At 69.3% G+C, this 20,319-nt stretch carries 23 protein-coding genes; 2 read left to right on the top strand and 21 right to left on the bottom strand.

Annotated elements, in window-relative coordinates; genetic code table 11:
* From nuoE to FHW84_RS19195, 20 genes are all read right to left on the bottom strand, one after another.
* Positions 1–528 carry an NADH-quinone oxidoreductase subunit NuoE gene (gene nuoE / locus FHW84_RS19290; protein ID WP_167257602.1) on the bottom strand — a complete coding sequence of 176 codons (528 nt, stop codon included), beginning with the start codon at positions 526–528 and terminating at the stop codon, positions 1–3.
* 18 nt (positions 529–546) lie between these two features.
* Positions 547–1,800 (bottom strand): NADH-quinone oxidoreductase subunit D, encoded by a 1,254-nt coding sequence (locus FHW84_RS19285; RefSeq protein ID WP_167257601.1) that lies wholly within the window; start codon positions 1,798–1,800, stop codon positions 547–549.
* A gap of 2 nt (positions 1,801–1,802) precedes the next feature.
* Positions 1,803–2,531 carry an NADH-quinone oxidoreductase subunit C gene (locus FHW84_RS19280; protein ID WP_167257600.1) on the bottom strand — a complete coding sequence of 243 codons (729 nt, stop codon included), beginning with the start codon at positions 2,529–2,531 and terminating at the stop codon, positions 1,803–1,805.
* 11 nt (positions 2,532–2,542) lie between these two features.
* Positions 2,543–3,100 carry an NADH-quinone oxidoreductase subunit B gene (locus FHW84_RS19275; protein WP_026634440.1) on the bottom strand — a complete coding sequence of 186 codons (558 nt, stop codon included), beginning with the start codon at positions 3,098–3,100 and terminating at the stop codon, positions 2,543–2,545.
* Entirely contained in the window at positions 3,091–3,447 is a 357-nt protein-coding gene (locus tag FHW84_RS19270; RefSeq protein WP_167257634.1) for an NADH-quinone oxidoreductase subunit A, read from the bottom strand. The genes FHW84_RS19275 and FHW84_RS19270 overlap by 10 nt, the downstream gene beginning before the upstream one ends.
* A gap of 311 nt (positions 3,448–3,758) precedes the next feature.
* Positions 3,759–4,115 carry a PilZ domain-containing protein gene (locus FHW84_RS19265; RefSeq protein ID WP_035322846.1) on the bottom strand — a complete coding sequence of 119 codons (357 nt, stop codon included), beginning with the start codon at positions 4,113–4,115 and terminating at the stop codon, positions 3,759–3,761.
* Positions 4,116–4,231: 116 nt separating this feature from the next.
* A complete protein-coding gene (locus tag FHW84_RS19260; RefSeq protein ID WP_167257599.1) occupies positions 4,232–5,158 on the bottom strand; it encodes a PIG-L family deacetylase in 927 nt (308 codons plus the stop codon).
* On the bottom strand, positions 5,149–6,804 hold the full coding sequence (locus FHW84_RS19255) for a glycosyltransferase family 39 protein (RefSeq protein WP_167257598.1): 1,656 nt from the start codon (positions 6,802–6,804) through the stop codon (positions 5,149–5,151). Before FHW84_RS19255 ends, FHW84_RS19260 begins: the two co-directional genes overlap by 10 nt.
* A 153-nt stretch (positions 6,805–6,957) precedes the next feature.
* Positions 6,958–7,893 carry a DNA polymerase III subunit delta' gene (holB, locus tag FHW84_RS19250; RefSeq protein WP_167257597.1) on the bottom strand — a complete coding sequence of 312 codons (936 nt, stop codon included), beginning with the start codon at positions 7,891–7,893 and terminating at the stop codon, positions 6,958–6,960.
* Positions 7,890–8,528 (bottom strand): dTMP kinase, encoded by a 639-nt coding sequence (tmk, locus tag FHW84_RS19245; protein WP_167257596.1) that lies wholly within the window; start codon positions 8,526–8,528, stop codon positions 7,890–7,892. Before tmk ends, holB begins: the two co-directional genes overlap by 4 nt.
* A complete protein-coding gene (gene mltG, locus FHW84_RS19240) occupies positions 8,525–9,577 on the bottom strand; it encodes an endolytic transglycosylase MltG (RefSeq protein ID WP_167257595.1) in 1,053 nt (350 codons plus the stop codon). The genes tmk and mltG overlap by 4 nt, the downstream gene beginning before the upstream one ends.
* Positions 9,574–10,401: an aminodeoxychorismate lyase gene (pabC, locus tag FHW84_RS19235; protein ID WP_167257594.1), complete on the bottom strand. Its 828-nt coding sequence runs from the start codon at positions 10,399–10,401 to the stop codon at positions 9,574–9,576. The genes mltG and pabC overlap by 4 nt, the downstream gene beginning before the upstream one ends.
* The gene (locus FHW84_RS19230; protein ID WP_167257593.1) at positions 10,401–11,750 is read right to left on the bottom strand and encodes an aminodeoxychorismate synthase component I; all 1,350 of its coding nucleotides are present in this window, start codon (positions 11,748–11,750) and stop codon (positions 10,401–10,403) included. The genes pabC and FHW84_RS19230 overlap by 1 nt, the downstream gene beginning before the upstream one ends.
* Before the next feature lie 7 nt (positions 11,751–11,757).
* Positions 11,758–12,996, bottom strand: a complete 1,239-nt coding sequence (fabF, locus tag FHW84_RS19225) for a beta-ketoacyl-ACP synthase II (RefSeq protein WP_167257592.1) — start codon at positions 12,994–12,996, stop codon at positions 11,758–11,760.
* A gap of 204 nt (positions 12,997–13,200) precedes the next feature.
* The gene (acpP, locus tag FHW84_RS19220) at positions 13,201–13,440 is read right to left on the bottom strand and encodes an acyl carrier protein (protein ID WP_026634450.1); all 240 of its coding nucleotides are present in this window, start codon (positions 13,438–13,440) and stop codon (positions 13,201–13,203) included.
* Between the two features lie 315 nt (positions 13,441–13,755).
* Positions 13,756–14,499 carry a 3-oxoacyl-ACP reductase FabG gene (fabG, locus tag FHW84_RS19215; protein WP_167257591.1) on the bottom strand — a complete coding sequence of 248 codons (744 nt, stop codon included), beginning with the start codon at positions 14,497–14,499 and terminating at the stop codon, positions 13,756–13,758.
* A gap of 44 nt (positions 14,500–14,543) precedes the next feature.
* On the bottom strand, positions 14,544–15,491 hold the full coding sequence (gene fabD, locus FHW84_RS19210; RefSeq protein ID WP_167257590.1) for an ACP S-malonyltransferase: 948 nt from the start codon (positions 15,489–15,491) through the stop codon (positions 14,544–14,546).
* A gap of 139 nt (positions 15,492–15,630) precedes the next feature.
* Complete coding sequence (locus FHW84_RS19205; RefSeq protein ID WP_167257589.1) at positions 15,631–16,608, bottom strand: beta-ketoacyl-ACP synthase III; 978 nt, start codon at positions 16,606–16,608, stop codon at positions 15,631–15,633.
* A 163-nt stretch (positions 16,609–16,771) separates the two neighbouring features.
* Positions 16,772–16,966, bottom strand: a complete 195-nt coding sequence (gene rpmF, locus FHW84_RS19200) for a 50S ribosomal protein L32 (RefSeq protein ID WP_026634454.1) — start codon at positions 16,964–16,966, stop codon at positions 16,772–16,774.
* 20 nt (positions 16,967–16,986) lie between these two features.
* The gene (locus FHW84_RS19195; protein ID WP_167257633.1) at positions 16,987–17,463 is read right to left on the bottom strand and encodes a YceD family protein; all 477 of its coding nucleotides are present in this window, start codon (positions 17,461–17,463) and stop codon (positions 16,987–16,989) included.
* 269 nt (positions 17,464–17,732) lie between these two features.
* Between FHW84_RS19195 and FHW84_RS19190 the strand changes: the two genes are divergently transcribed.
* Positions 17,733–18,140, top strand: a complete 408-nt coding sequence (locus tag FHW84_RS19190) for a hypothetical protein (RefSeq protein WP_343203626.1) — start codon at positions 17,733–17,735, stop codon at positions 18,138–18,140.
* Positions 18,137–18,721: a Maf family nucleotide pyrophosphatase gene (locus FHW84_RS19185; RefSeq protein WP_167257588.1), complete on the top strand. Its 585-nt coding sequence runs from the start codon at positions 18,137–18,139 to the stop codon at positions 18,719–18,721. The genes FHW84_RS19190 and FHW84_RS19185 overlap by 4 nt, the downstream gene beginning before the upstream one ends.
* Here the strand turns inward: FHW84_RS19185 and FHW84_RS19180 are convergent.
* Positions 18,718–20,310 (bottom strand): glycosyltransferase family 39 protein, encoded by a 1,593-nt coding sequence (locus FHW84_RS19180; protein WP_167257587.1) that lies wholly within the window; start codon positions 20,308–20,310, stop codon positions 18,718–18,720. The genes FHW84_RS19185 and FHW84_RS19180 overlap by 4 nt on opposite strands.
* Positions 20,311–20,319 lie beyond the last annotated feature (9 nt).

Raw genomic sequence — 20,319 nt, 5'->3', positions numbered from 1 at the left:
TTACTTGAGACCGTCGAGGATCTCGTCGACCTTGTCGGCCGTGAGACGCTCGTGGTAATGCCCGTTGACGGTCATCGCCGGCGCGCAGGCGCAGGCGGCGATGCATTCTTCTTCGCGCTTGAGGTAGACGCGGCCATCCGGGGTGCTCTCGCCCAGCTTGATGCCCAGCTTCTTCTCGCAATGCGCGACCAGCGCCTCGGCGCCGTTGAGCCAGCACGAGATGTTGGTGCAGATGGCGACGTTGTTGCGGCCGACCGGCCTGGTCTCCAGCATCGAATAGAAGCTGGCCACCTCGTACGCCCACACCGCGGGCAGCTCCAGGTACTTGGCGACGGCGGTGATCAGCTCGTCGGTGAGGAAGCCCTGGTTCTGCTCCTGCGCGGCGAACAGCGCCTGGATCAGCGCCGAGCGCTTGCGGTCCGGCGGGAACTTGGCAACCCACTCGTCGATGTGATGGCGGGTGTGCTCGTTGAGTGCGACGAGCGGGTCGACGTGCTTGACCTGCTCGTAATTTCCGGTGGCTTTCATGCGTATGCTCCCGTCGGCTCAGCGATCGACTTCGCCGAACACGAGGTCATAGGTGCCGATCATCGCCACCACGTCGGCCAGCATGTGGCCGCGCACGATGGGATCGATCGACGACAGATGGGCAAAGCCCGGCGCGCGCAGATGCACGCGGAACGGCTTGTTGGCGCCGTCGGAGACCAGGTAGCAGCCGAACTCGCCCTTCGGCGCCTCGACCGCGCAGTAGGTCTCGCCGGCCGGCACGCCGTAGCCTTCGGTGAACAGTTTGAAATGGTGGATGAGGGCTTCCATGTCCTCCTTCATGGCCTCGCGCCTGGGCGGCGCGACCTTGAAGTTCTCCACCATCACCGGGCCCGGGTTGGCGCGCAGCCAGGCCACGCACTGCTGGATGATGCGGTTGGACTGGCGCATTTCTTCCACGCGCACCAGGTACCGGTCGTAGCAGTCGCCGTTGACGCCGACCGGGATGTCGAAATCCATCTCGGCGTACTTGGCGTAGGGCTGCTTCTTGCGCAGGTCCCAGGCCACGCCCGAGCCGCGGATCATCGCGCCGGTCATGCCCCACTGCTGGGCCAGCTCCGGCGAGATCACGCCGATGCCGACGGTGCGCTGCTTCCAGATGCGGTTGTTGGTGAGCAGCTCCTCGTACTCGTCCACCTTCGACGGGAAGTCGGCGGTGAAGGCCTCAAGGAAGTCGAGCATGGAACCCTCGCGCCAGGCGTTCAGGCGCTTGAGGTCGCTGCCCTTGTGCCAGGGCGACTCGCGGTACTGCGACATCTTGCCCGGCAGGTCGCGGTAGACGCCACCCGGACGGTAGTACGTGGCGTGCATGCGGGCGCCGGAGACGGCCTCGTACACGTCCATCAGTTCTTCGCGTTCGCGGAAGGCGTACAGGAACACCGCCATCGCGCCGAGATCGAGCGCGTTCGAGCCGATCCACATCAGGTGATTCAGGATGCGGGTGATCTCGTCGAACATGGTGCGGATGTACTGCGCGCGTTCCGGCGCCTCGATGCCCAGCAGGGTCTCGATCGCGCGCACGTAGGCGTGCTCGTTGCACATCATCGACACGTAGTCGAGGCGGTCCATGTAGCCGATCGACTGGTTGAACGGCTTGGCCTCGGCCAGCTTCTCGGTGCCGCGATGGAGCAGGCCCACGTGCGGGTCGGCGCGGACGATGGTCTCGCCGTCCATCTCCAGCACCAGGCGCAGCACGCCGTGCGCGGCCGGATGCTGCGGGCCGAAGTTCATCGTGTAGTTGCGGATTTCCTGCATGCTCAGTTCTCCCGCCAGTTATCGGCGGCTTCGGCCTTGGCCTGCAACAGGTCGGCGTCGTCGCGGATCACGCGCGGCACCAGCACGCGCGGCTCGATCGACACGGGTTCGTAGACCACGCGCTTCTGCTCGGGGTCGTAGCGCACTTCGACGTTGCCGATCAGCGGGAAGTCCTTGCGGAACGGATGCCCCACGAAACCGTAGTCGGTGAGGATGCGGCGCAGGTCCGGATGGCCTTCGAAGATGATGCCGTAGAGGTCGAACGCCTCGCGCTCGAACCAGTTGGAACCGGCCCACACGCCGGTGACCGAGGGCACCACCGGCAGGCTGTCGTCCTCGCCGAACACGCGCAGGCGCAGGCGCTGGTTGTTCTCGACCGACAGCAGGTGGATGACCGCGGCGAAGCGGCGCGGCTGGCTGACGTCGCGCGGACGGTCGGCCCACTTGAAGCGGCCCATCGCCTCGCCTTCGACGCCGCGCGAGAAGCCGGTGCCGGACACCGTCTCGGTATCCCATTCGGTCTGGCCGTAGCCGAGGTAGTCCACGCCGCACAGGTCGATCAGCTCGCCGAAGCGGAAGGCCGGCTCGTCGCGCAGCGCGGTGGCCACCGCGATCAGGTCGGCGGCGGCCACTTCGGCGGTGACTTCGGTGCGGGCGACGCTGATCTTCAGCGTGTCGCCGAATCGCGCGGACAGGCGCTCGGCCAGCGAGTTCGTTTGCGTTTCGCTCATGGCTTAAGGCCTCAGGACCGCGCGATGGTGCTGGTGCGGCGGATTTTCTTCTGCAACTGCAGGATGCCGTGGATCAGCGCTTCGGCCGTCGGCGGGCAGCCCGGCACGTAGATGTCCACCGGCACGATGCGGTCGCAGCCACGCACCACGGAATACGAATAGTGGTAGTAACCGCCGCCGTTGGCGCAGCTGCCCATCGAGATCACCCACTTGGGGTCGGGCATCTGGTCGTAGACCTTGCGCAGCGCCGGGGCCATCTTGTTGACCAGGGTGCCGGCCACGATCATCACGTCGGACTGGCGCGGGCTGGGACGGAAGATCACGCCGTAGCGGTCCAGGTCCAGGCGCGCGGCGCCGGCGTGCATCATCTCGACCGCGCAGCAGGCCAGGCCGAAGGTCATCGGCCACATCGAGCCGGTGCGCGCCCAGTTCATCAGCGCGTCGACCGTGGTGGTCACCGCGCCGCGCTGGATCACCGGGTTGTCGCCGGCCGGACGCAGGATGTCGTCCACCACGTTCAGCGGCTGCGGGTTGTGCATCACCCGGTCAAGCGAGGAGATCACTCCCATTCCAGTGCTCCCTTCTTCCACACGTAAGCAAAACCGATCACCAGGAGCAGCAGGAACAAGGCCATTTCGATCAGGGCCGTCAAGCCGATCTTGTCGAACACCACCGCCCACGGAAACAGGAAGGCGATTTCCAGGTCGAAGATGATGAAGAGGATCGCCAGCAGGTAATAGCGCACGTCGAAGCGCATGCGGGCGTCCTCGAAGGCCTCGAAGCCGCACTCGTAGGGCGAGAGCTTTTCCGATTCGGGACGGCGGGGGCCGGCCAGCAGGCCGATGGCCAGCAGGACGAGCCCTAAGCCCGTCGCGACGCCGATGAAGAGCAGGATGGGCCAGTATTCGGCAAGCACGATGTCGCGTACCTCCGCGCCGCCGGGGCGCATCAGTGACCGTCCGGGGGAAACGGCCAGGGGTAAAACAGGTCCGGTCTACTGCGGATCGGCATGGCCAGGAGGCCGCGGGCTTTCGAGCCACGATCGCGCGCGTTGCAAGCACGAGCGTCCGACTTTCCACGATCGAATTCGGGAATCGGGACATTGTATCAGTGCGTTTAACAACAACAAGCCTTGACGGCTATTTCATCGGCCTGCTGGCAAGCGCTGCCGGCAAGCGGCAGCCGGCCCCGCGACGCCATGCCGCGCCTGCTGCCGTGACGGCGGCGTTACATCGTGTGAGTGGGGCGTTCGGAGCCGCTCATGCCGGCCAGGATGGCCTCGATGCGGGAACGCGCGACTTCGCCGTCGGAGGAGTCGTTGAACTGCACGCCGATGCCGGCCGTGCGGTTGCCCTGGGCGCCGACCGGCGTGACCCAGACCACCTTGCCGGCCACCGACAAGCGCTCGCCTTCGTCGGCGAGGTTGACCAGCAGCACCACTTCGTCGCCCAGCGAATAGCCCTGGGCGGTGGGGGCGAACAGGCCGCCGTGCTTGAGGAACGGCATGTACGCGTTGTAGAGCGCGGCCGTGTCCTTGATCTTCAATGAAATGATGCCCTGGCGGGCCGCGATGGCCGGATTCATGCTGCGTCCCCGCGGGCCGTGGACGGTGTCGGCCCGATGGCGGGCATCGTAGCGAGCGGCCCGCCTGGGCGTAAAGCGTGCATGGCCTGCCGTGGGAGCCGGTTCACAGCCGCCCGCTACAGCTCGCACCAGCCCCAGCGGTCGAAGATCCACAGCGACGGCAGCTCGCAGTGGAGCTTGACGAAGCGCGGGCCGGGCGCCGCTTCCGGCAACAGGCGCCAGCGGCCCGAGGCAGCGCGCTCCAGCGGCGCCTTCGACCAGGGCCAGGTGCATGCGCCGTCGCGGCCGGCCAGGGTCAGCTTGAGCCAGGGCCGCTGCGTGGCGGAAGGCTGCCACGGCAGCCAGCCTTCGCCGCCGGCAGGCTCCACCGTGCGGAACACTTCCGGCCGCCCGGCCAGCCCGCGCATGCGTCCGCCGCTGAGCGCGACCTGGCTCTGGTGTTCGTCCAGCGCCGCCAGCTTGGCCGCATGGATGGCCGCGGAGGAAGGCAGAGCGACCGCTTCGCCGCGCTCCGCCGCGCGGCCATGCACCAGGTAGCTCAGCAGCAACGGCGCCTCGCCCTGCCCCGCTTCCCGCCAGCGCGCCACCGCCAGGCGCAGCAGCACATGGGCGGCGCTGTGGTCGGGGTGGCCGTCGCCGAGCGCCGGCACGGCAATGAGGTTCGGCCGGCAGCGATCCAGCCAGCCGGTCCAGGCGTGCAGCTGGCCATCGAGGTCGTCGCGGATGCACGCGGTCAGGCCCATGTCCGGCAGGCCCAGTGGATGCAGCGCTTCCTGCGGCAGGCCCAGCCGCGCCAGCGCGCCGGCCACTTCCTGGCGCCGGCGCGCGCCCCAGCGGCGGCGGTCCCCGGCGCGGATGCGCAGCCGGCGTTCCAGCCAGCGCTGCGGCCAGGGATTGTTGTCGCCCAGGGTGAGCAGCAGGATCTCCACCGCGCCGCCCGCGGCGCGCACGTGCTGGATCAATTCGCCGGTGGCGATGCTTTCGTCGTCCGGATGCGGCGCCACCACCAGCAGGCGGGTCCGCGCGTCGATCGTCACTGGCATGCGTCCGCGCCCTCCTCGTCTTCCACCGGCGGCGGCAATGCCGCCGGTCGCCAGCCGCGCTCCCAGGCGCGCTTCCACACCAGCACCAGGGCGCGGCCATTGGCGGCGTCGATGCGATGGCGTCCCGCGGCCAAGGTCCATGCCGTACCGGCGGGCGCACCGTCGACCGAGGCCTGCACCAGGCCCTTGCCGTCGCTCAGTACATAACTGCCCGCCAAGGCGAGGTCGACGGAACGTGTTCCCGATGCAGGCGGCAGGTACTGGCCGGCCAGCCATACCTCGTCGCGCAGCGGCAGGTAATTGCGCCGCACGAAGGCATCGCTGGCCGGCGGCAGGCGCCGACGCAGCACCAGCATGGTGCGGTCGCGCGCCATCTCCTCGGCGATGGTGTCGGCCATATGGCCGCGGCGCAGGCGGATCATCGCCATGCTTTCGATCACCGGAAAATACGGCCGCGGGCGGAAGATGGCGTCGCCCTTGGGGTCCATCACCGTCTCGCCCGCATCGGTGTAGTGCAGCACCGCGGCCAGCTCCGCGCGCTGCGGCGCGAGGCGGTCCAGCCACGGCGGCGCGCCGAGCAGCAGCGCGGCCAGCTCGACACCGATCACCACCTTGCCCACCGCGCGCCGGCGTGCCGCGCTTTCGCGCAGCCACGGCAGCCGCGCGATCGCACCGGCCAGCACCAGCACCAGCGGCGGGATCGCCGGCAGGAAATCCTGCGCGGTGATCAGCGGCCACACGAACCACACCAGGAACAGGAACAGGCCCGCCTGCAGCGCCAGGAATACGGGCCAATCGAACACCTCGCGCGCCACGCGCCGCACATGCCCATAAGCCAGCCGCACGCACACGCCCGACAGCAGCACGAAGACCAGCAGCTTGGGCAGCGCATACGCCTTGCGCGCGCCGCCGACGTTGTAGCCGACCAGCCCGTACCACGCCGGCCCCAGGTCGCCGCGCCAGGCCAGCCACAGCGCGAACAGCGCCGGCACCAGCAGCAGGCCCGCGATGCCGCAGGCGAGCGAACGCAGCCGCGGCACGCGCCGCCCCGGCGGCCGCGCCAGCGACACCACCAGGCCCGCGAAGCCGGCCACGCCCAGCAGCACCAACGTCTTCTGCGACACCGACAAGGCCGCGCCCACCAGCACGCCCGCGACGAACCAGCGCCACGCCCGCGGCGGCGCGCCCACCACCACGGCCAGCGCCGCCAGCCACAGCGCCATCCACATGTCGTCGGTGCGGAACTGGCCACTGACCAGGAAGAAGCGCGGCACCAGGGCCACGATCAGCATCGCGTAGAACGCGATGTTCGGCGTGTACAGCCGGCGCCCCATGCGCCACACCGCGAACAGCGCCAGCGCATACCAGGCCTGCATCGACAGGCGCAGCCAGGTCAGCGCGTCGGCGCGCGCGCCGATCAGGTCCAGCACCAGCGAGTGCAGGCCGCTGAACAGCGGGCCGTGGTTGTCGAACACATCGCGGTAGACGTGCAGCCCCTGCGTCCATGCCCAGGCCACGTGCGCGTGCTGCGCTTCGTCGGAATTGAGCGGATAGGCGTTCAACCACGCCAGGCGCAGCACGGCGAGCAGCGCCAATGCCAGCCATGGCCACCGAACCGTGAAGGGTTTTTCCTTGGCAAAACTCATCCAGCCAGTTTAGAAAAACGGGCTGTCTGCGAGCTTTCCAGTCCAGGACATCGGAGGTTGGGGTGAGCCGCAGGCGCCCCCCAACATCGCAGTGCAAAGGTGTCGACGTTGGGGTTCGCCTGCGGCTCACCCCAACCTACGCCGCGGTGCGAGTCAGCGCCAGCGCGAGAGCAATTCCAGCAGCAGCAGGTCGCCGCGCAGCGGACCGCGCAAGGCATCGCGCGCATGGTTGGCGGCGCGATACCAGTCGTCGAGCGCTTCGGCATCCAGATGGCTGGACAGCGGACCGTTGCCCGCACCCGCACGGCCGCGCGCTTCGTCGGCCGCGGCCTGCGCGGCGAACCACAGGCGCTGCTCCGGTTCGTTGTCCAGCCAGCGGCGCACCACTTCCATGGTTTCGCCGCGGCCGGCCGCGAGCGCGGCGAGGTCCTTGCGCACTTCCTGGCGGCGCGCGAGCGCGCCCTGCTCCGCCCAGGCCTTGGCCAGGCCGGGATTGCCGCCGGCTGCATCGAGCGCGGCGGCCGCATCCTTCACGCCCTCGCCCTGCAGCCAGGCCAGTGCCTCCTCGCGCGCAGGCACCTGGAATTCGATGCGCTGGCAGCGGCTGCGGATGGTCTGCGGCATGCGCCAGGGCGCGTCGGCCACCAGCAGCAGCAAGGTGTTCCGCGAAGGTTCTTCCAGCGTCTTCAGCAGCGCGTTCGCCGCCGCGGTATTCATGAAATCGGCCGGATCGATGGTGGCGATCTGCCAGCCGCCGAACTGGCTGGCCATGGCCAGGCGCGAGGAAAGATCGCGGATCTGGTCGACCACGATGTCGCTGCGCTGCACGCCGTCCTTGCGCAGGCCGAAGCTCAAGGCGATCAAGTCCGGATGCGTGCCCGCGTCCAGCAACAGGCAGCTGCGGCAGCGGCCGCAGGCATCGCCGTCGACGGACTGCTCGCACAGCAAGCCGCGCACGAAGCGGCGCAGAAAGTCGCGCTTGCCCAGGCCCGCCGGCCCGCACAGCAGCAGCGCATGCGGCATGGCATCGCGGCGGCGGCGCGCCTGCAGTCGTTCCCACAGTTCCGCATGCCAGGGCATCGTGCTCATGGCGCAGCCTCGAACAAAGGCGCGATGGCCTGCTCGGCGGCACGCAGCACTTCTTCCGGCGAATGGCTGGCGTCGATCACGCGGAAGCGCTGCGGCTGTGCCGCGGCACGCGTGCGATACGCGGCGCGCACGCGCTCGAAGAACGCATCCGCTTCCACCTCGATGCGATCCGCTTCGCCGCGCCCCGCGGCGCGCGCGCGGCCGGTGGCGACGGGCAAGTCCAGCAGCAAGGTGAGGTCGGGCGCGAGACCTCCGGTGGCCCACTGCTCCAGCGCCTCGATGCGCTCCACCGGCTGGCCGCGCCCGCCGCCCTGGTAGGCGTAGCTGGCGTCGGTGAAGCGGTCGCACAGCACCCAGCGGCCGGCGGCCAGCGCCGGTTCGATCAGCTCGCGCACCAGCTGCGCGCGCGAAGCGAACATCAGCAGCAATTCGGTTTCCGCGGCCATGCCGCGCAAGGCGGGATCGAGCACGATGCCGCGCACCGCCTCGCCCAGGGTGGTGCCGCCCGGCTCGCGGGTCAGCAGCAGGTCGACGCCGCGCGCTTCGATGCAGGCGCGCAGCCCGGCCAGCAAGGTGCTCTTGCCCGCGCCTTCGCCACCTTCGAGGCTGATGAATTTTCCGCGTGTCTGGCTCATTGGCACCGCTTCAACTGATAACAGGCGACATTGCGATTGTGTTCGTCCAGCGTACTGGAGAACACATGGCTGCCGTCGCCGCGCGCGACGAAATACAGCTCGCTGCCGGCCGCCGGATGCAGCGCCGCCTCCAGCGCCGGCTTGCCCGGCAGGGCGATCGGCGTCGGCGGCAGGCCGGCGCGGGTATAGGTGTTGTACGGCGTGTCGGTGGTGAGGTCGCTGCGGTGGATATTGCCGGCGTAGCTCTCGCCCATGCCGTAGATCACGGTGGGATCGGTCTGCAGCAGCATGTGCGTGCGCAGGCGGCGCACGAACACGCCGGCGATGCGCGGACGCTCGTCGGCGCGGCCGGTTTCCTTCTCCACGATGGAGGCGAGGATCAGCGCCTCGTACGGCGTGGCCAGCGGCACGTCCTTGTCGCGCTGCGCCCACAGCGCGTCGAGCGTCTTGCTCATGGCGGCATGCGCGCGCTTGAGCACGTCGATATCGCTGTCGCCCTTCACGTAGGCGTAGGTCTCCGGCAGGAAGCGGCCTTCGGGCATTTCGCCGGCGGCGCCGATCCGGTCCATCAGCTGGGTGTCGTCCAGCGCCGCGCCGTCCTGGCGCAGCTTGTCGGCCTTGGCCAGGGCCTGGCGCAGTTCGCGGAAGGTCCAGCCGTCGACGATGGTGAAGTTGCGCTGCATCACCCGGCCCGCGGCCATGTTGGCGAGCAGGTCGCGCGGCGTCATGCCGGGGGTGAGCGCGTATTCGCCGGCATGCAGGCGGCCGGCCACGCGCAGCTGCTCGGCCAGCGCGCGCCAGTACAGCGGATGCTCGGCGCTGACGCCCTGCGCGCGCAGCTGCGCCACGATCTCTTTCAGGCTGCTGCCGCGGCCGACGTCGATGCTTTGCCCCGGCGCCGATAAGTTCTGGGCCTGCACGTTCAGCGGCGCCGCGCTGAAGCGCGCGAACTCGCGCCAGCCGTAGGCCAGCGCGCCGGCGACCGCCAGCAGCAGCAGGAGAACCAGGCCGCGGCCCAGCGCGCGCCCTTTCGTCTTGCGTCGACTCATGAGTGCTCCGTCGGAAAACCAAGCTCGCGCCAGTGCGACTGCAGGGCGCGGGTGACCGGTCCGGGAACATACACGGTCTCGGCCATGCTCCGCACCGGCACGATGCCGCGCACGCTGGAACTGAGGAACAGCTCCTGCGCATGCGGCAGCTCACCCAGGGCCAGTTCCCGCACCCGCACCTCGCGCACGGCCAGCACTTCGGCGCGCGCCACGCCGGCCACGCCGCAGCGCTCCAGCGAGGGCGTGACCAGCGCGCCGCCGATCACCGCGAACAGGTTGGCCATGGTGGTGCAGATCACGCGGCCGGCGCCGTCGAGCAGCAGGCCGTCGGCGATGGAGGGATCGTCCCATTCCGCGCGCGCCAGCACCTGTTCCAGTCGGTTCAGATGCTTGATGCCGGCCAGCAGCGGCTGCTCGGCCAGCCGCAGCTGGCACAGGCGCAGGCGCAGGCCGTCGCGGTACGTCTCCGGCGCCGTCACGGGCGCGGCGAACGCGGCGACGATGCGGGTGGGCTGCGGCGATGCGGGCATGGCATAGCCGCGCTCGCCCACGCCGCGGGTGATGGTGATGCGTACGACGGCATCGGCCATACCGTCCGCGACGGCGGCCGCTTCGCGTGCAAGCAAGGCTTCATCCGGCGCCGGCAGGCACAGGCGTGCGCAGCTCTCGCGCAGGCGCTGCATATGCCGCGGCCACAACGCCGCACGGCCGGCGACGAAGCGGATCGTCTCGAACAGCCCGTCGCCGTAGGCCAGCCCGCGGTCCAGCGGCGACAGCGCGGCGTCCGCCGCGCCATCGACCAGCAGGCGCGACGGCGCCGCCATCAGTCCGCCGCTCCCAGCGCGCGCAGCAGGCCGCGCGCCTTGGCGCGGGTTTCGTCCAGCTCCTTGTCCGCCACCGAGTCGGCGACGATGCCCGCCCCCGCGCGCAGGCTGACCTGGCGGCCGGAAAGAGTGAGCGTGCGGATCAGGATGTTGAGGTCCAGATCGCCGTTGCGGTCGAGATAGCCCAGCGCGCCGGTATAGGCGCCGCGCGGCGCGTGCTCCAGCGCCGCGATGATTTCCATGCAGCGCACCTTGGGGCAGCCGGTGATGGTGCCGCCCGGGAAGGTGGCGGCGATCACCTGCCCCGGCGTCACCCCGGCGCGCAGCTTGCCGCGCACGTTGGACACGATGTGGTGCACGTGCGCATAGCTCTCCACCACCATCAGCTCGTCGACCTGCACCGTGCCCGGCACGCAGACGCGGCCAAGATCGTTGCGTTCCAGGTCGATCAGCATCACGTGCTCGGCGCGCTCCTTCGGATGCGTGCGCAGCTCGCGGATGCGCGCCAGCTCGTCGTCCGCCGGCGTGCGCGGGCGCGTGCCGGCGATCGGCCGCGTCTGCGCGATACCGCCGCGCGCTTCCACCAGCCGCTCGGGCGAGGAGCTCACCACCGCCCAGGCCGGCTGCTGCAGCAGGCCAGCGAACGGCGCCGGATTGGCCTGGCGCAGCGAGGCATACAGCGAAGCCGGCGCGGGCGCTTCGGCGAACTGCGCGCGCCATGCGCGCGACAGGTTCACCTGGAAGATGTCGCCGGCATGCAGGTGTTCGTGGATGCGCGCCACGCCGTCGAGGAACAGCTGCGGATCGTCTTCGTCGCGCGCCACCGGCAGCGGCAGCGGCGCGATATCCACGTGCGCTTCCAGGTCGGCGGCCATAAGGTCGAGCAGTGCCTCGCAGCCGGCTTCGGCGACCAGCACGGTGCGCTCGCGTTCGTGGTCGACGATGACTGCCGCGGGGCAACGCAGCGCCAGCGCCACCGGCAAGACCTCGTCCTGCGCCAGGCGCAGGCGCGGCTCGATTTCGCCGGCCAGTTCATACGCCAGCAGCAGCACCCAGCCACCGTGGAACGGCAGGCCGTCGTCCGCTTCGCGCGGCAGGCGTTCGGCCTGCCAGGCGGCGTCGAGCGCATGGAGAAAACCGCCCGCGTGTTCCGCGCCCTGCCCGTCCAGCACGCGGCCGTCGCCGTGCAGGGTCAGGCTGTCGCGCGGAAAGGCGAACAGCAGGTCGAAGCGCGCCTGCGGGGTGCCGCGCACCACGCTTTGCAGCAGGCAGGGATAGCGCTCCGGAAATGCAGCGGCCGGCGCGAGCAGGTCGCGCCGGCCGTGCAGGGTGCGGCTGATGGAGGTCACGCGCCGGTCAGAGGCGGCGGAACGCCAGCGTGCCGTTGGTGCCGCCGAAGCCGAAGGAGTTGGAGAGAGCAACGTCGACCTTGGCTTCGCGCGCGGTGTGCGGCACGAAGTCCAGATCGCAGCCTTCGCCCGGCTCGTCCAGGTTCACCGTCGGCGGCAGCACCTGGTCGCGCAGCGCCAGGATGGTGAAGATCGCTTCGACGCCGCCGGCCGCGCCGAGCAGATGGCCGGTGACCGACTTGGTCGAGCTCATCGCCAGCTTGTAGGCGTGGTCGCCGAACACGCGCTTGGCGGCCAGCACTTCGCCCAGGTCGCCCAGCGGCGTGGAGGTGCCGTGCGCGTTGACGTACTGCACGTCGGCCGGGTTGATGCCGGCATCCTTCAGCGTGTTCTCCATGCAGCGCGCCGCACCTTCGCCGCCCTCGCTGGGCGCGGTGATGTGGTAGGCGTCGCCGCTCATGCCGAAGCCGATCAGCTCGGCGTAGATCTTCGCGCCGCGGGCCTTGGCGTGTTCGTACTCTTCCAGCATCAGCACGCCGGCGCCGTCGGACAGCACGAAGCCGTCGCGGTCCTTGTCCCACGGACGGCTGGCCCTGGTCGGCTCGTCGTTGCGGGTGGACATGGCCTTGGCCGAGCAGAAGCCGGCCATGGCGGTGCCGGTGGTGGCGAACTCGGCGCCGCCGGCGATCATCGCGTCGGCATCGCCGTACTGGATCATGCGCGCGGCCAGGCCGATGTTGTGGGTGGCCGTGGTGCAGGCGGTGACGCAGGCGATATTCGGGCCCTTCAGGCCGTACATGATCGACAGGTGGCCGGACACCATGTTGATGATCGAGCTGGGTACGAAGAACGGCGACACGCGGCGCGGGCCCTTCTCGTGCAGTTCGATCGAGGTGTGCTCGATGGTGTGCAGGCCGCCGATGCCGGCCGCCACCGCCACGCCGATGCGCGGCGCATTGGCTTCGGTCACCTCCAGCCCGGAATCGCGCAGGGCTTGCGTGCCCGCGGCGATGCCGTAGTGGATGAAGGGATCCATCTTCTTGATGTCCTTCGGCGCGATCCACTGCGCCGGATCGAAATCACGCACCTGGCCGGCGATGCGGGTGGCGTAGTTCGTGGCGTCGAAATGGGTCACCGCACCGATGCCGCTCACGCCCTTGAGAACGTTGTCCCAGGCCGTGGCGATATCGTTGCCGACCGGCGAGATGATGCCGAGGCCGGTAACCACCACACGTCGTTTGCTCATGCTGATCTTCCTTCATGGTTCCGTGTGCCTGCCGCGAGGGCAGCCATCCCGCGGAGACCGCGTGGATGCCGTCTTCGCCGTATGTTGCGCGAGACGCGAACCATACGGGTTAGGACGTTGCAAATTGCAGAAACGAAAACTGCGCCAATGTGGCGCAGCTTTCTGGTGTCGCGTCGTGAGGCAGGCCAGGCCCGCCAGGCACGATCACTCCTTGGTGTGGGCCTTGATGTAGTCGACGGCCTGCTGCACCGTGGTGATCTTCTCGGCCTCTTCGTCCGGGATCTCGGTCTCGAACTCTTCCTCGAGCGCCATCACCAGTTCGACGGTGTCCAGCGAATCCGCGCCCAGATCGTCAACGAACGACGAGCTCGGCTGAACCTCATCTTCCTTCACGCCCAGCTGCTCAACAACGATCTTTTTGACGCGCTCTTCGATGGTGCTCATGTTGCCAATACCTCCCAAGGACAAAAATGCCGGCGGATTGTAGTGGCTAAGCCTCAGCTCCCGCCACGGTCCACCAACGTTGGTAAGGCGCTGGCCCTGACGACCGGCGCGAAAGCGTAATTGTCTCCTAAAAACGGTCCGATGGCGACAACCCCGGCCGCCCCGCCCTGGCGGGCTCTGCCGGGCCGGGCGGACGGTCTGGCCGTTGGCGCCCGGGGTGGTCATGCATACCCGGGCGGATGTCCGGAAACACGACCGCGGAAACGATGGAGCCGCCCCTCGGGACGGCTCTGTCCGGACCGTTGGAAACCGGCCTTACGGCATGTACATGCCGCCGTTGACGTGCAGCGTCTCGCCGGTGATGTAGGCGGCCGCCGGCGAGGCCAGGAAGGCCACCGCCTTGGCAATATCCTGCGCTTCGCCCAGGCGGCCCAGCGCGATCTGGCCCAGCAGCGCCTGCTTGGATTCTTCCGGCAGCGCGCGCGTCATGTCGGTGTCGATGAAGCCCGGCGCCACCACGTTGACGGTGATGCCGCGGCTGCCGATCTCGCGCGCCAGCGACTTGGAGAACGCGATGATGCCGGCCTTCGCCGCCGCGTAGTTCGACTGGCCCGGATTGCCGGTGAGGCCGATGACCGAGGCGATCGACACGATGCGGCCCTTGCGCGCCTTCATCATGCCGCGCATCACCGCCTTGGAGGCGCGGTAGACCGAGGTGAGGTTGGTGTCGAGGATGGCCTGCCAGTCCTCGTCGCGCATGCGCATCAGCAGCTGGTCGCGGGTGATGCCGGCGTTGTTGACCAGGATGGAAAGCGCGCCGACCTCCTTGCCGATGGCGTCCACCAGCGCTTCGATCGCGCCGGTTTCGGTCACATTGAGCACGCGGCCCTGGCCGCCGTGCGGCGCCAGGCGCTCGCCGATCGCGGCGGCGCCGCTTGCGCTGGTGGCAGTGCCGATCACGGTGGCGCCCTGGGCGGCCAGTTCGTCGGCGATCGCCGCGCCGATGCCGCGGCTGGCGCCGGTGACGAGGGCGATTTCACCTTGCAGAGGCTTGCTCATCGTTGCTTGTTCCTGAGGTCTGGAGTGATGAGTGGCGTGGGCGCTCAGGCCCACTCGGCGCGCGCGGCGTCGAGTTCGGCCGGGGTGCCGATGGCGCGCGCTTCCACGCTCTTGTCGATGCGCTTGATCAGGCCGGCCAGCACCTTGCCCGGGCCGCATTCGGCCGCGCGGACAGCACCGCCGGCGGCCAGCGCCTGCACGCATTCGGTCCAGCGCACCGGCAGGTAGAGCTGGCGCTGCAGCGCGGCGCGGATGTCCTCGAGCTGGCCATAGGCGCGCGCCTCGGCGTTCTGGATCACCGGAATGGACGGCAACTGCCAGTCCAGCTTCGCCATGCGCTCGCCGAGCTGGTCGGCGGCGTCGCTCATCAGCGCGCAGTGCGACGGCACCGACACGGCGAGCTTGATGGTCTTCTTCACGCCCAGTTCGGCGAGGCGCGCCAGCGCGCGGTCCACCGCTTCGGCGTGGCCGGCAATGACCAGCTGGCCCGGCGAATTGAAGTTGGCCGGCGACACCACCTGGCCCTGCGCCACCTCCTCGCAGACGGCCGCGATCTGCGCGTCGTCGCCGCCCAGGACGGCGGCCATCGCGCCCACGCCCGGCGGCACCGCGGCCTGCATCAGGCGGCCACGCTCGGCGACCAGGGCGGCCGCGTCGTGCAGCGACAGCGCGCCGGCGCAGACCAGGGCGCTGTATTCGCCCAGGCTATGCCCGGACAGCTGCGCCGGCAGCGCGCCGCCGAGCTTGCGCCACACGCGCCACACGGCAACGCTGGCGGCCAGCAGCGCGGGCTGGGTGTTCTCGGTGCGGTTCAAGGCTTCTTCCGGTCCCTGCTGGCTCAGCGCCCACAGGTCGACGCCGGCGCCCTGCGAGGCCTCGTCGAAAGCGGCCTGCACTTCCGCATGGGCGGCGGCCAGTTCCGCCAGCATGCCCACGGATTGCGAGCCCTGGCCGGGGAAGACGAATGCGAGCGAGGCAGCGTGCTGAGTCATGCAGGAACGGATTCCGTCGGGGAAAAGCGGAATGGTGCCAGCAACGCCGGCCGTACGCAGCCGTATTCCGGTGGCGGCACCCCTGAAATGCGCATGCCGCCCGGAGGCGGCATGCGTTTGAAACGTTTCGCGGGAAGCCTCAGTAGCGCAGCAGCGCCGAGGCCCAGGTGAAGCCGCCGCCGAACGCTTCCAGCAGCAGGTTCTGGCCGCGCTGCACCTTGCCCGAGCGCACCGCGTAGTCCAGCGCCAGCGGCACCGAGCCGGCCGAGGTGTTGGCGTGCTTGTCCACCGTGACGATGACCTTGTCCATCGGCATGGCCAGGCGCTTGGCGGTGGCTTCGATGATGCGCAGGTTGGCCTGGTGCGGGATCAGCCAGTCCAGCTCGGACGCGTCCATGCCGGCGGCGCCGAGGGTCTCCTCGACCAGCGCGTCCAGCGTCTTCACCGCGACCTTGAACACTTCGCGGCCGGCCATGCGCACCAGCACGCCGTGGTTCTTCTCGTCGGCCTTGAAGCCGACCGACACGCCGACCGGGTTGTACAGCAGCTCCTTGTGGCCGCCGTCGGCATGCAGGCAGGTGGCGTAGATGCCGGGCTCCGAGGAGGCCTCCAGCACCACGGCGCCGGCGCCGTCGCCGAACAGCACGCAGGTGGTGCGGTCGTCCCAGTCCAGCATGCGGGTGAGCGTTTCGGCGCCGATCACCAGCACCTTCTTGGAGTGGCCGCTGCGGATGAACTTGTCGGCCACGCCCAGCGCATAGACGAAGCCCGAGCAGGCCGCATTGACGTCGAACGCCGCGCAGCCGTTCGCGCCCAGCCGGTGCTGCACCAGGCAGGCGGTGGACGGGAAGATGATGTCGGGCGTGGTGGTGCCCATCACGATCAGGTCGAGCTCGGAGGCCTTCACGCCCGCCGCTTCCAGCGCGCGCTGCGCGGCCTGGGTGGCCAGGTCGCCGGTGGTCTCGCCGTCGGCGGCGATGTGGCGCTGGCGGATGCCGGTGCGCTCGCGGATCCATTCGTCGCTGGTATCGACGAACTTCTCCAGGTCGGCATTGGTGACGACACGCTCCGGCAGCGCGCTGCCGGTGGCGATGATGCGGGAATAGATCTGGGCCATGGACTGTCCGTGGGAAACGGCACGGAGCGCCGCCCACGCTGGGAGACTGTCCGCACCAAGACCGCAAAGTTACGTTCGTGAGCGCCTAAACGCAAAGCGGCGCGTCACCGCGCCGCCTTGCAGAACCGGATCCTTCGGAAGCGTAAAGCCCCCGCGGGAGCGCTCAGTCCTCTTCGACCACCGAAGTATTGGTGTCGATGACCTTCTTGCCGCGGTAGTAGCCATCCTTGGTGACATGGTGGCGACGATGCACTTCGCCGCTGGTCGGATCGGTGGCGAGCTGCACGGTCTTCAGCGCATCGTGCGAACGACGCATGCCGCGGGTGGACGGGGTCTTGCGGCTCTTGGCAACGGCCATGGCGAGTCTCCAGCTAAGCGTTATTTCTTGAGTTCGCGCAGGATCGCGAACGGGTTATCGGAACGTCCCTCGACCGAATCCTCTTCGGGCGATGGGGGCACTACATCGTCGGGCAGCGTGCTGTCCGGATTGACCGGGATCAGCGGCAGCGCCAACAGCAATTCGTCTTCGATCACGTCCGCGAGGGCCAGCTTGCCGTCCTCGGCGATCAGGAGCGGCTCGCTGCCCGGAGGCAAGGCTGCTTCTTCGCGCTCGAAACGGATCAGGCCGAGCCGGGTATCCACATTCACCGGGAGCACGAAGGGCTCCAGGGAACGCTGACAGATCACGGCGAGCGGCGCTTCGACGCGTACGTCGAGGTACGCGTTGTCGAACTCGTCACGACCGAAATCCAGCTCGAACCGGGCCTCGCCTTCGGTACCGGCGAGGGCTTCGCTCAGGCGCCGCATGGCGGCGATGGGCAAGGCTCCCTTGAACGAACGCCGCGCCGAGACCATGCGCCAAGCGTCCACGGACTCTGGCAGTGTCACGGACATAATCGCGAAATCATAGGTTTGCGGCCGGTCCAAGTCAACATCTTGTTTACCTGGCCGGGCGCGGCGGCCACATAGGCTGCCCGGCTTCATTATTGTGCTTCAAGTCCGTCCGGGCGTTTTGCCTGAACGGGCCCCATGCGGCAGACTGCGCCCTCCCACGCCGCCGAGCCGCTCCGTCTCACGTGAATGACCTCCTGACGTACGGCCTGGCCACCTTCTTCGTATTCGCCGTGATCGTCACGGGCGGCAGCCTCTGGCTGCGGCGCCGCGGCAACCGCCGCTCGGACAGCCTGCACGAGCTGCTCGACGTGGCCGACCGGCTGGAAGCGGACCTGAAGACCTGCCGCGCCGGCCTGCAGCAGGCCCATGCGGTGATGTCGCTCAATCCGGACAAGCCCGCCGCCAGCGAACAGGAAGCCCGCCAGGCGATCGAGGCCGGCCTGCGCTCCCTGCTGCAGCAGCGCATCTGGATCCGCGACCAGGCGCCCCACGCCACCCAGGACCAGCTCAACCAGGCCGTCGCGGCGATGGCCGAGACGCGCAGCCGCCTGGCGCCCTTGCTGGAAGCGCTGAACGACGCGCAGCACGCGCTGGACGACGCCATGCGCGAGCACATCCAGCGCGATCCTCAAGCATGAGCCCGCCCCGCCTGGTGCTGGGTTCCACCTCGCGCTACCGCGCCGACCTGCTGCGCCGGCTCTGCCTGGAGTTCGAACAGCGCGCCCCCGGCACCGACGAAACCGCCCTGCCCGGCGAAGCCCCGGACGCCCGCGCCTTGCGCCTGGCCATGGCCAAGGCCGAAGCCTGCGCGCAGGGGCTGCACAACGCGCTGGTGATCGGTTCGGACCAGGTCGCCGAACTGGACGGACGGATGCTGGACAAACCCGGCACGCCCGAGCTCGCCCGCGAACAGCTGGCCGCCAGTTCCGGCCGCAGCGTGCAGTTCCACACCGCGCTGTGCCTGTTCGATACGCGCAGCGGCGAGCGGCACGTGCATGTCGACCGCACCCGCGTGCAGTTCCGCGTGCTGGGCGCGGATGAAATCGCCCGCTACGTCGAACGCGAACGGCCGCTGGACTGCGCCGGCAGTTTCAAATGCGAAGGGCTGGGCATCAGCCTGTTCGAGCGCATCGACAACGAAGACCCATCCGCCCTGATCGGCCTGCCGCTGATCGCGCTCGCGCGGCTGCTGCGCACGGCCGGCGTCGCGCTGCCCTAGCGGAACGACGCGGCGCCTTCGCGCCAGATCACGCAGTCGCCCGGTGCCACGGGCGCCGATCCCGCCACCGGCACGCGCCCGGCATAGAAAGCGATGCGCTTGCGTCCGTCGAACAGATCCAGCCGTTGCAGCGGCTGCGGATTGTCGATGCGCTTGCACAGCGAACCGAGCCAGTCGGAACGCTCGCGGATACGCAGCGAGGTTTCGTCGACCGCCAACAGCATCGGTGCACCGGCCTGCGCTTGGCGCAGCGCGGTTTCGTCGCGATGCCACACCGCAAGCTGCGGCGCGCGCCCGTGCTTGGTATTGAGCGGACTGTCCAGCGCATACACCGGCACCGCGCCGTCGAGCTGGAATTCGAGCTCCGAAGCCAGCATGAAATTGTCGGCCACCAGCACACCCGGATGCGCGGCGAGCAAAGCGCGCGCTGCATCGCCGCTCTCGCGCCAGCCCACGAAGCGCGCAGGAAACGCCTTCACGCCAGCCAGCGCCGTCGCGCCGCGCTCGCTCGCCGCCATGCCCAGATAGGCCAGTCCGCTCAAGTGCCCGAACAGCGCCATGCCCACCGCCGCGATGGTGACCCACCGGATCCAGCGCCTTCCCCACAACGGCCGCAGCAACACCGGCAAGGCGCCCAGCAGCGGCAGATAACCCGGCAGCGGCCAGTGCGCGCGGAAACGCTCGTCGTCGGCAAACAGGCCGAGTACGAAATACAGCAGCACGAAGCACAGCGAAGCGATCGCGATCAGATCCCACGGCGCCCCTTCGCCGCGCCGCCGCCAGCTGCGCCATGCCGCCCACAGCAGCAGGCCGTACAGCAGCGGCGTACATGCGGCGGCCTGTTCCAGCGGCTGCACCAGCGCATCGGCATGGAAGCTCCACGGATTGCGCTCCACCACCTGGAACGCCAGGCCCGCGCCGCGCTGCTGCCAGTTGGAAACCGCCAGCGGAATCAGCCCCAGCAGCGACAGCACCAGCGCGATCCAGAATCCCGGCCGGCGCCATTGCAGGCGTCCGCGCGGCGTCAGCAGCAGCAGGCCCAGCCCGGCCAGCATCGGCATCACCGCGCGGTAGTGCGTCAGCCAGCACACGGCCAGCGCCGCGCCGAGCAGCAGCCAGTCGCGCAGGCGGTCGTCCTGCATGGCGCGCAGCAGCGCGAACAGGGCGAGCATGCTGGCCACCGTCAGCGGCACGTCCGGCACCGCCATCACGCCCAGCGTGCCGGCCAGCGGCAGCGCCAGGCACAGCAGGCCGGCCTGCCAGCCGGCGCGCGCATCGAAAGCGCGGCGGGCGAACGCGACCACCAGCCACGGCAGCGCGCTGCCCACCAGCAGGAACGGCCAGCGCATGCCGAGCACGCCATGGCCGGCCAGCGCTTCGCCGAGGCGGATCATCCACGCGGTGAACGGCGGCAGGTCGCTGTAGCCCCAGGCCGGATGCCGGCTCTCCTGCCAATAGAACGCCTCGTCGCCGAACGGCGCCAGTTGCGCGGCGACCGCAATACGTGCCCCAAGCAGCACAAGAAAGGCAATGAGAAACGCGCCTCGCCAGCGCGCGAGGCCCGGGGCTACACTGCCGCGATCATGCATGGCTCATGC

It is taken from the genome of Dyella sp. SG562 (assembly GCF_011759495.1).
Classification (GTDB): Bacteria; Pseudomonadota; Gammaproteobacteria; order Xanthomonadales; family Rhodanobacteraceae; genus Dyella_D; species Dyella_D marensis.
Note: the sequence above shows the minus strand (reverse complement) of the source record. Positions and strands in the feature narration are given on the sequence as shown.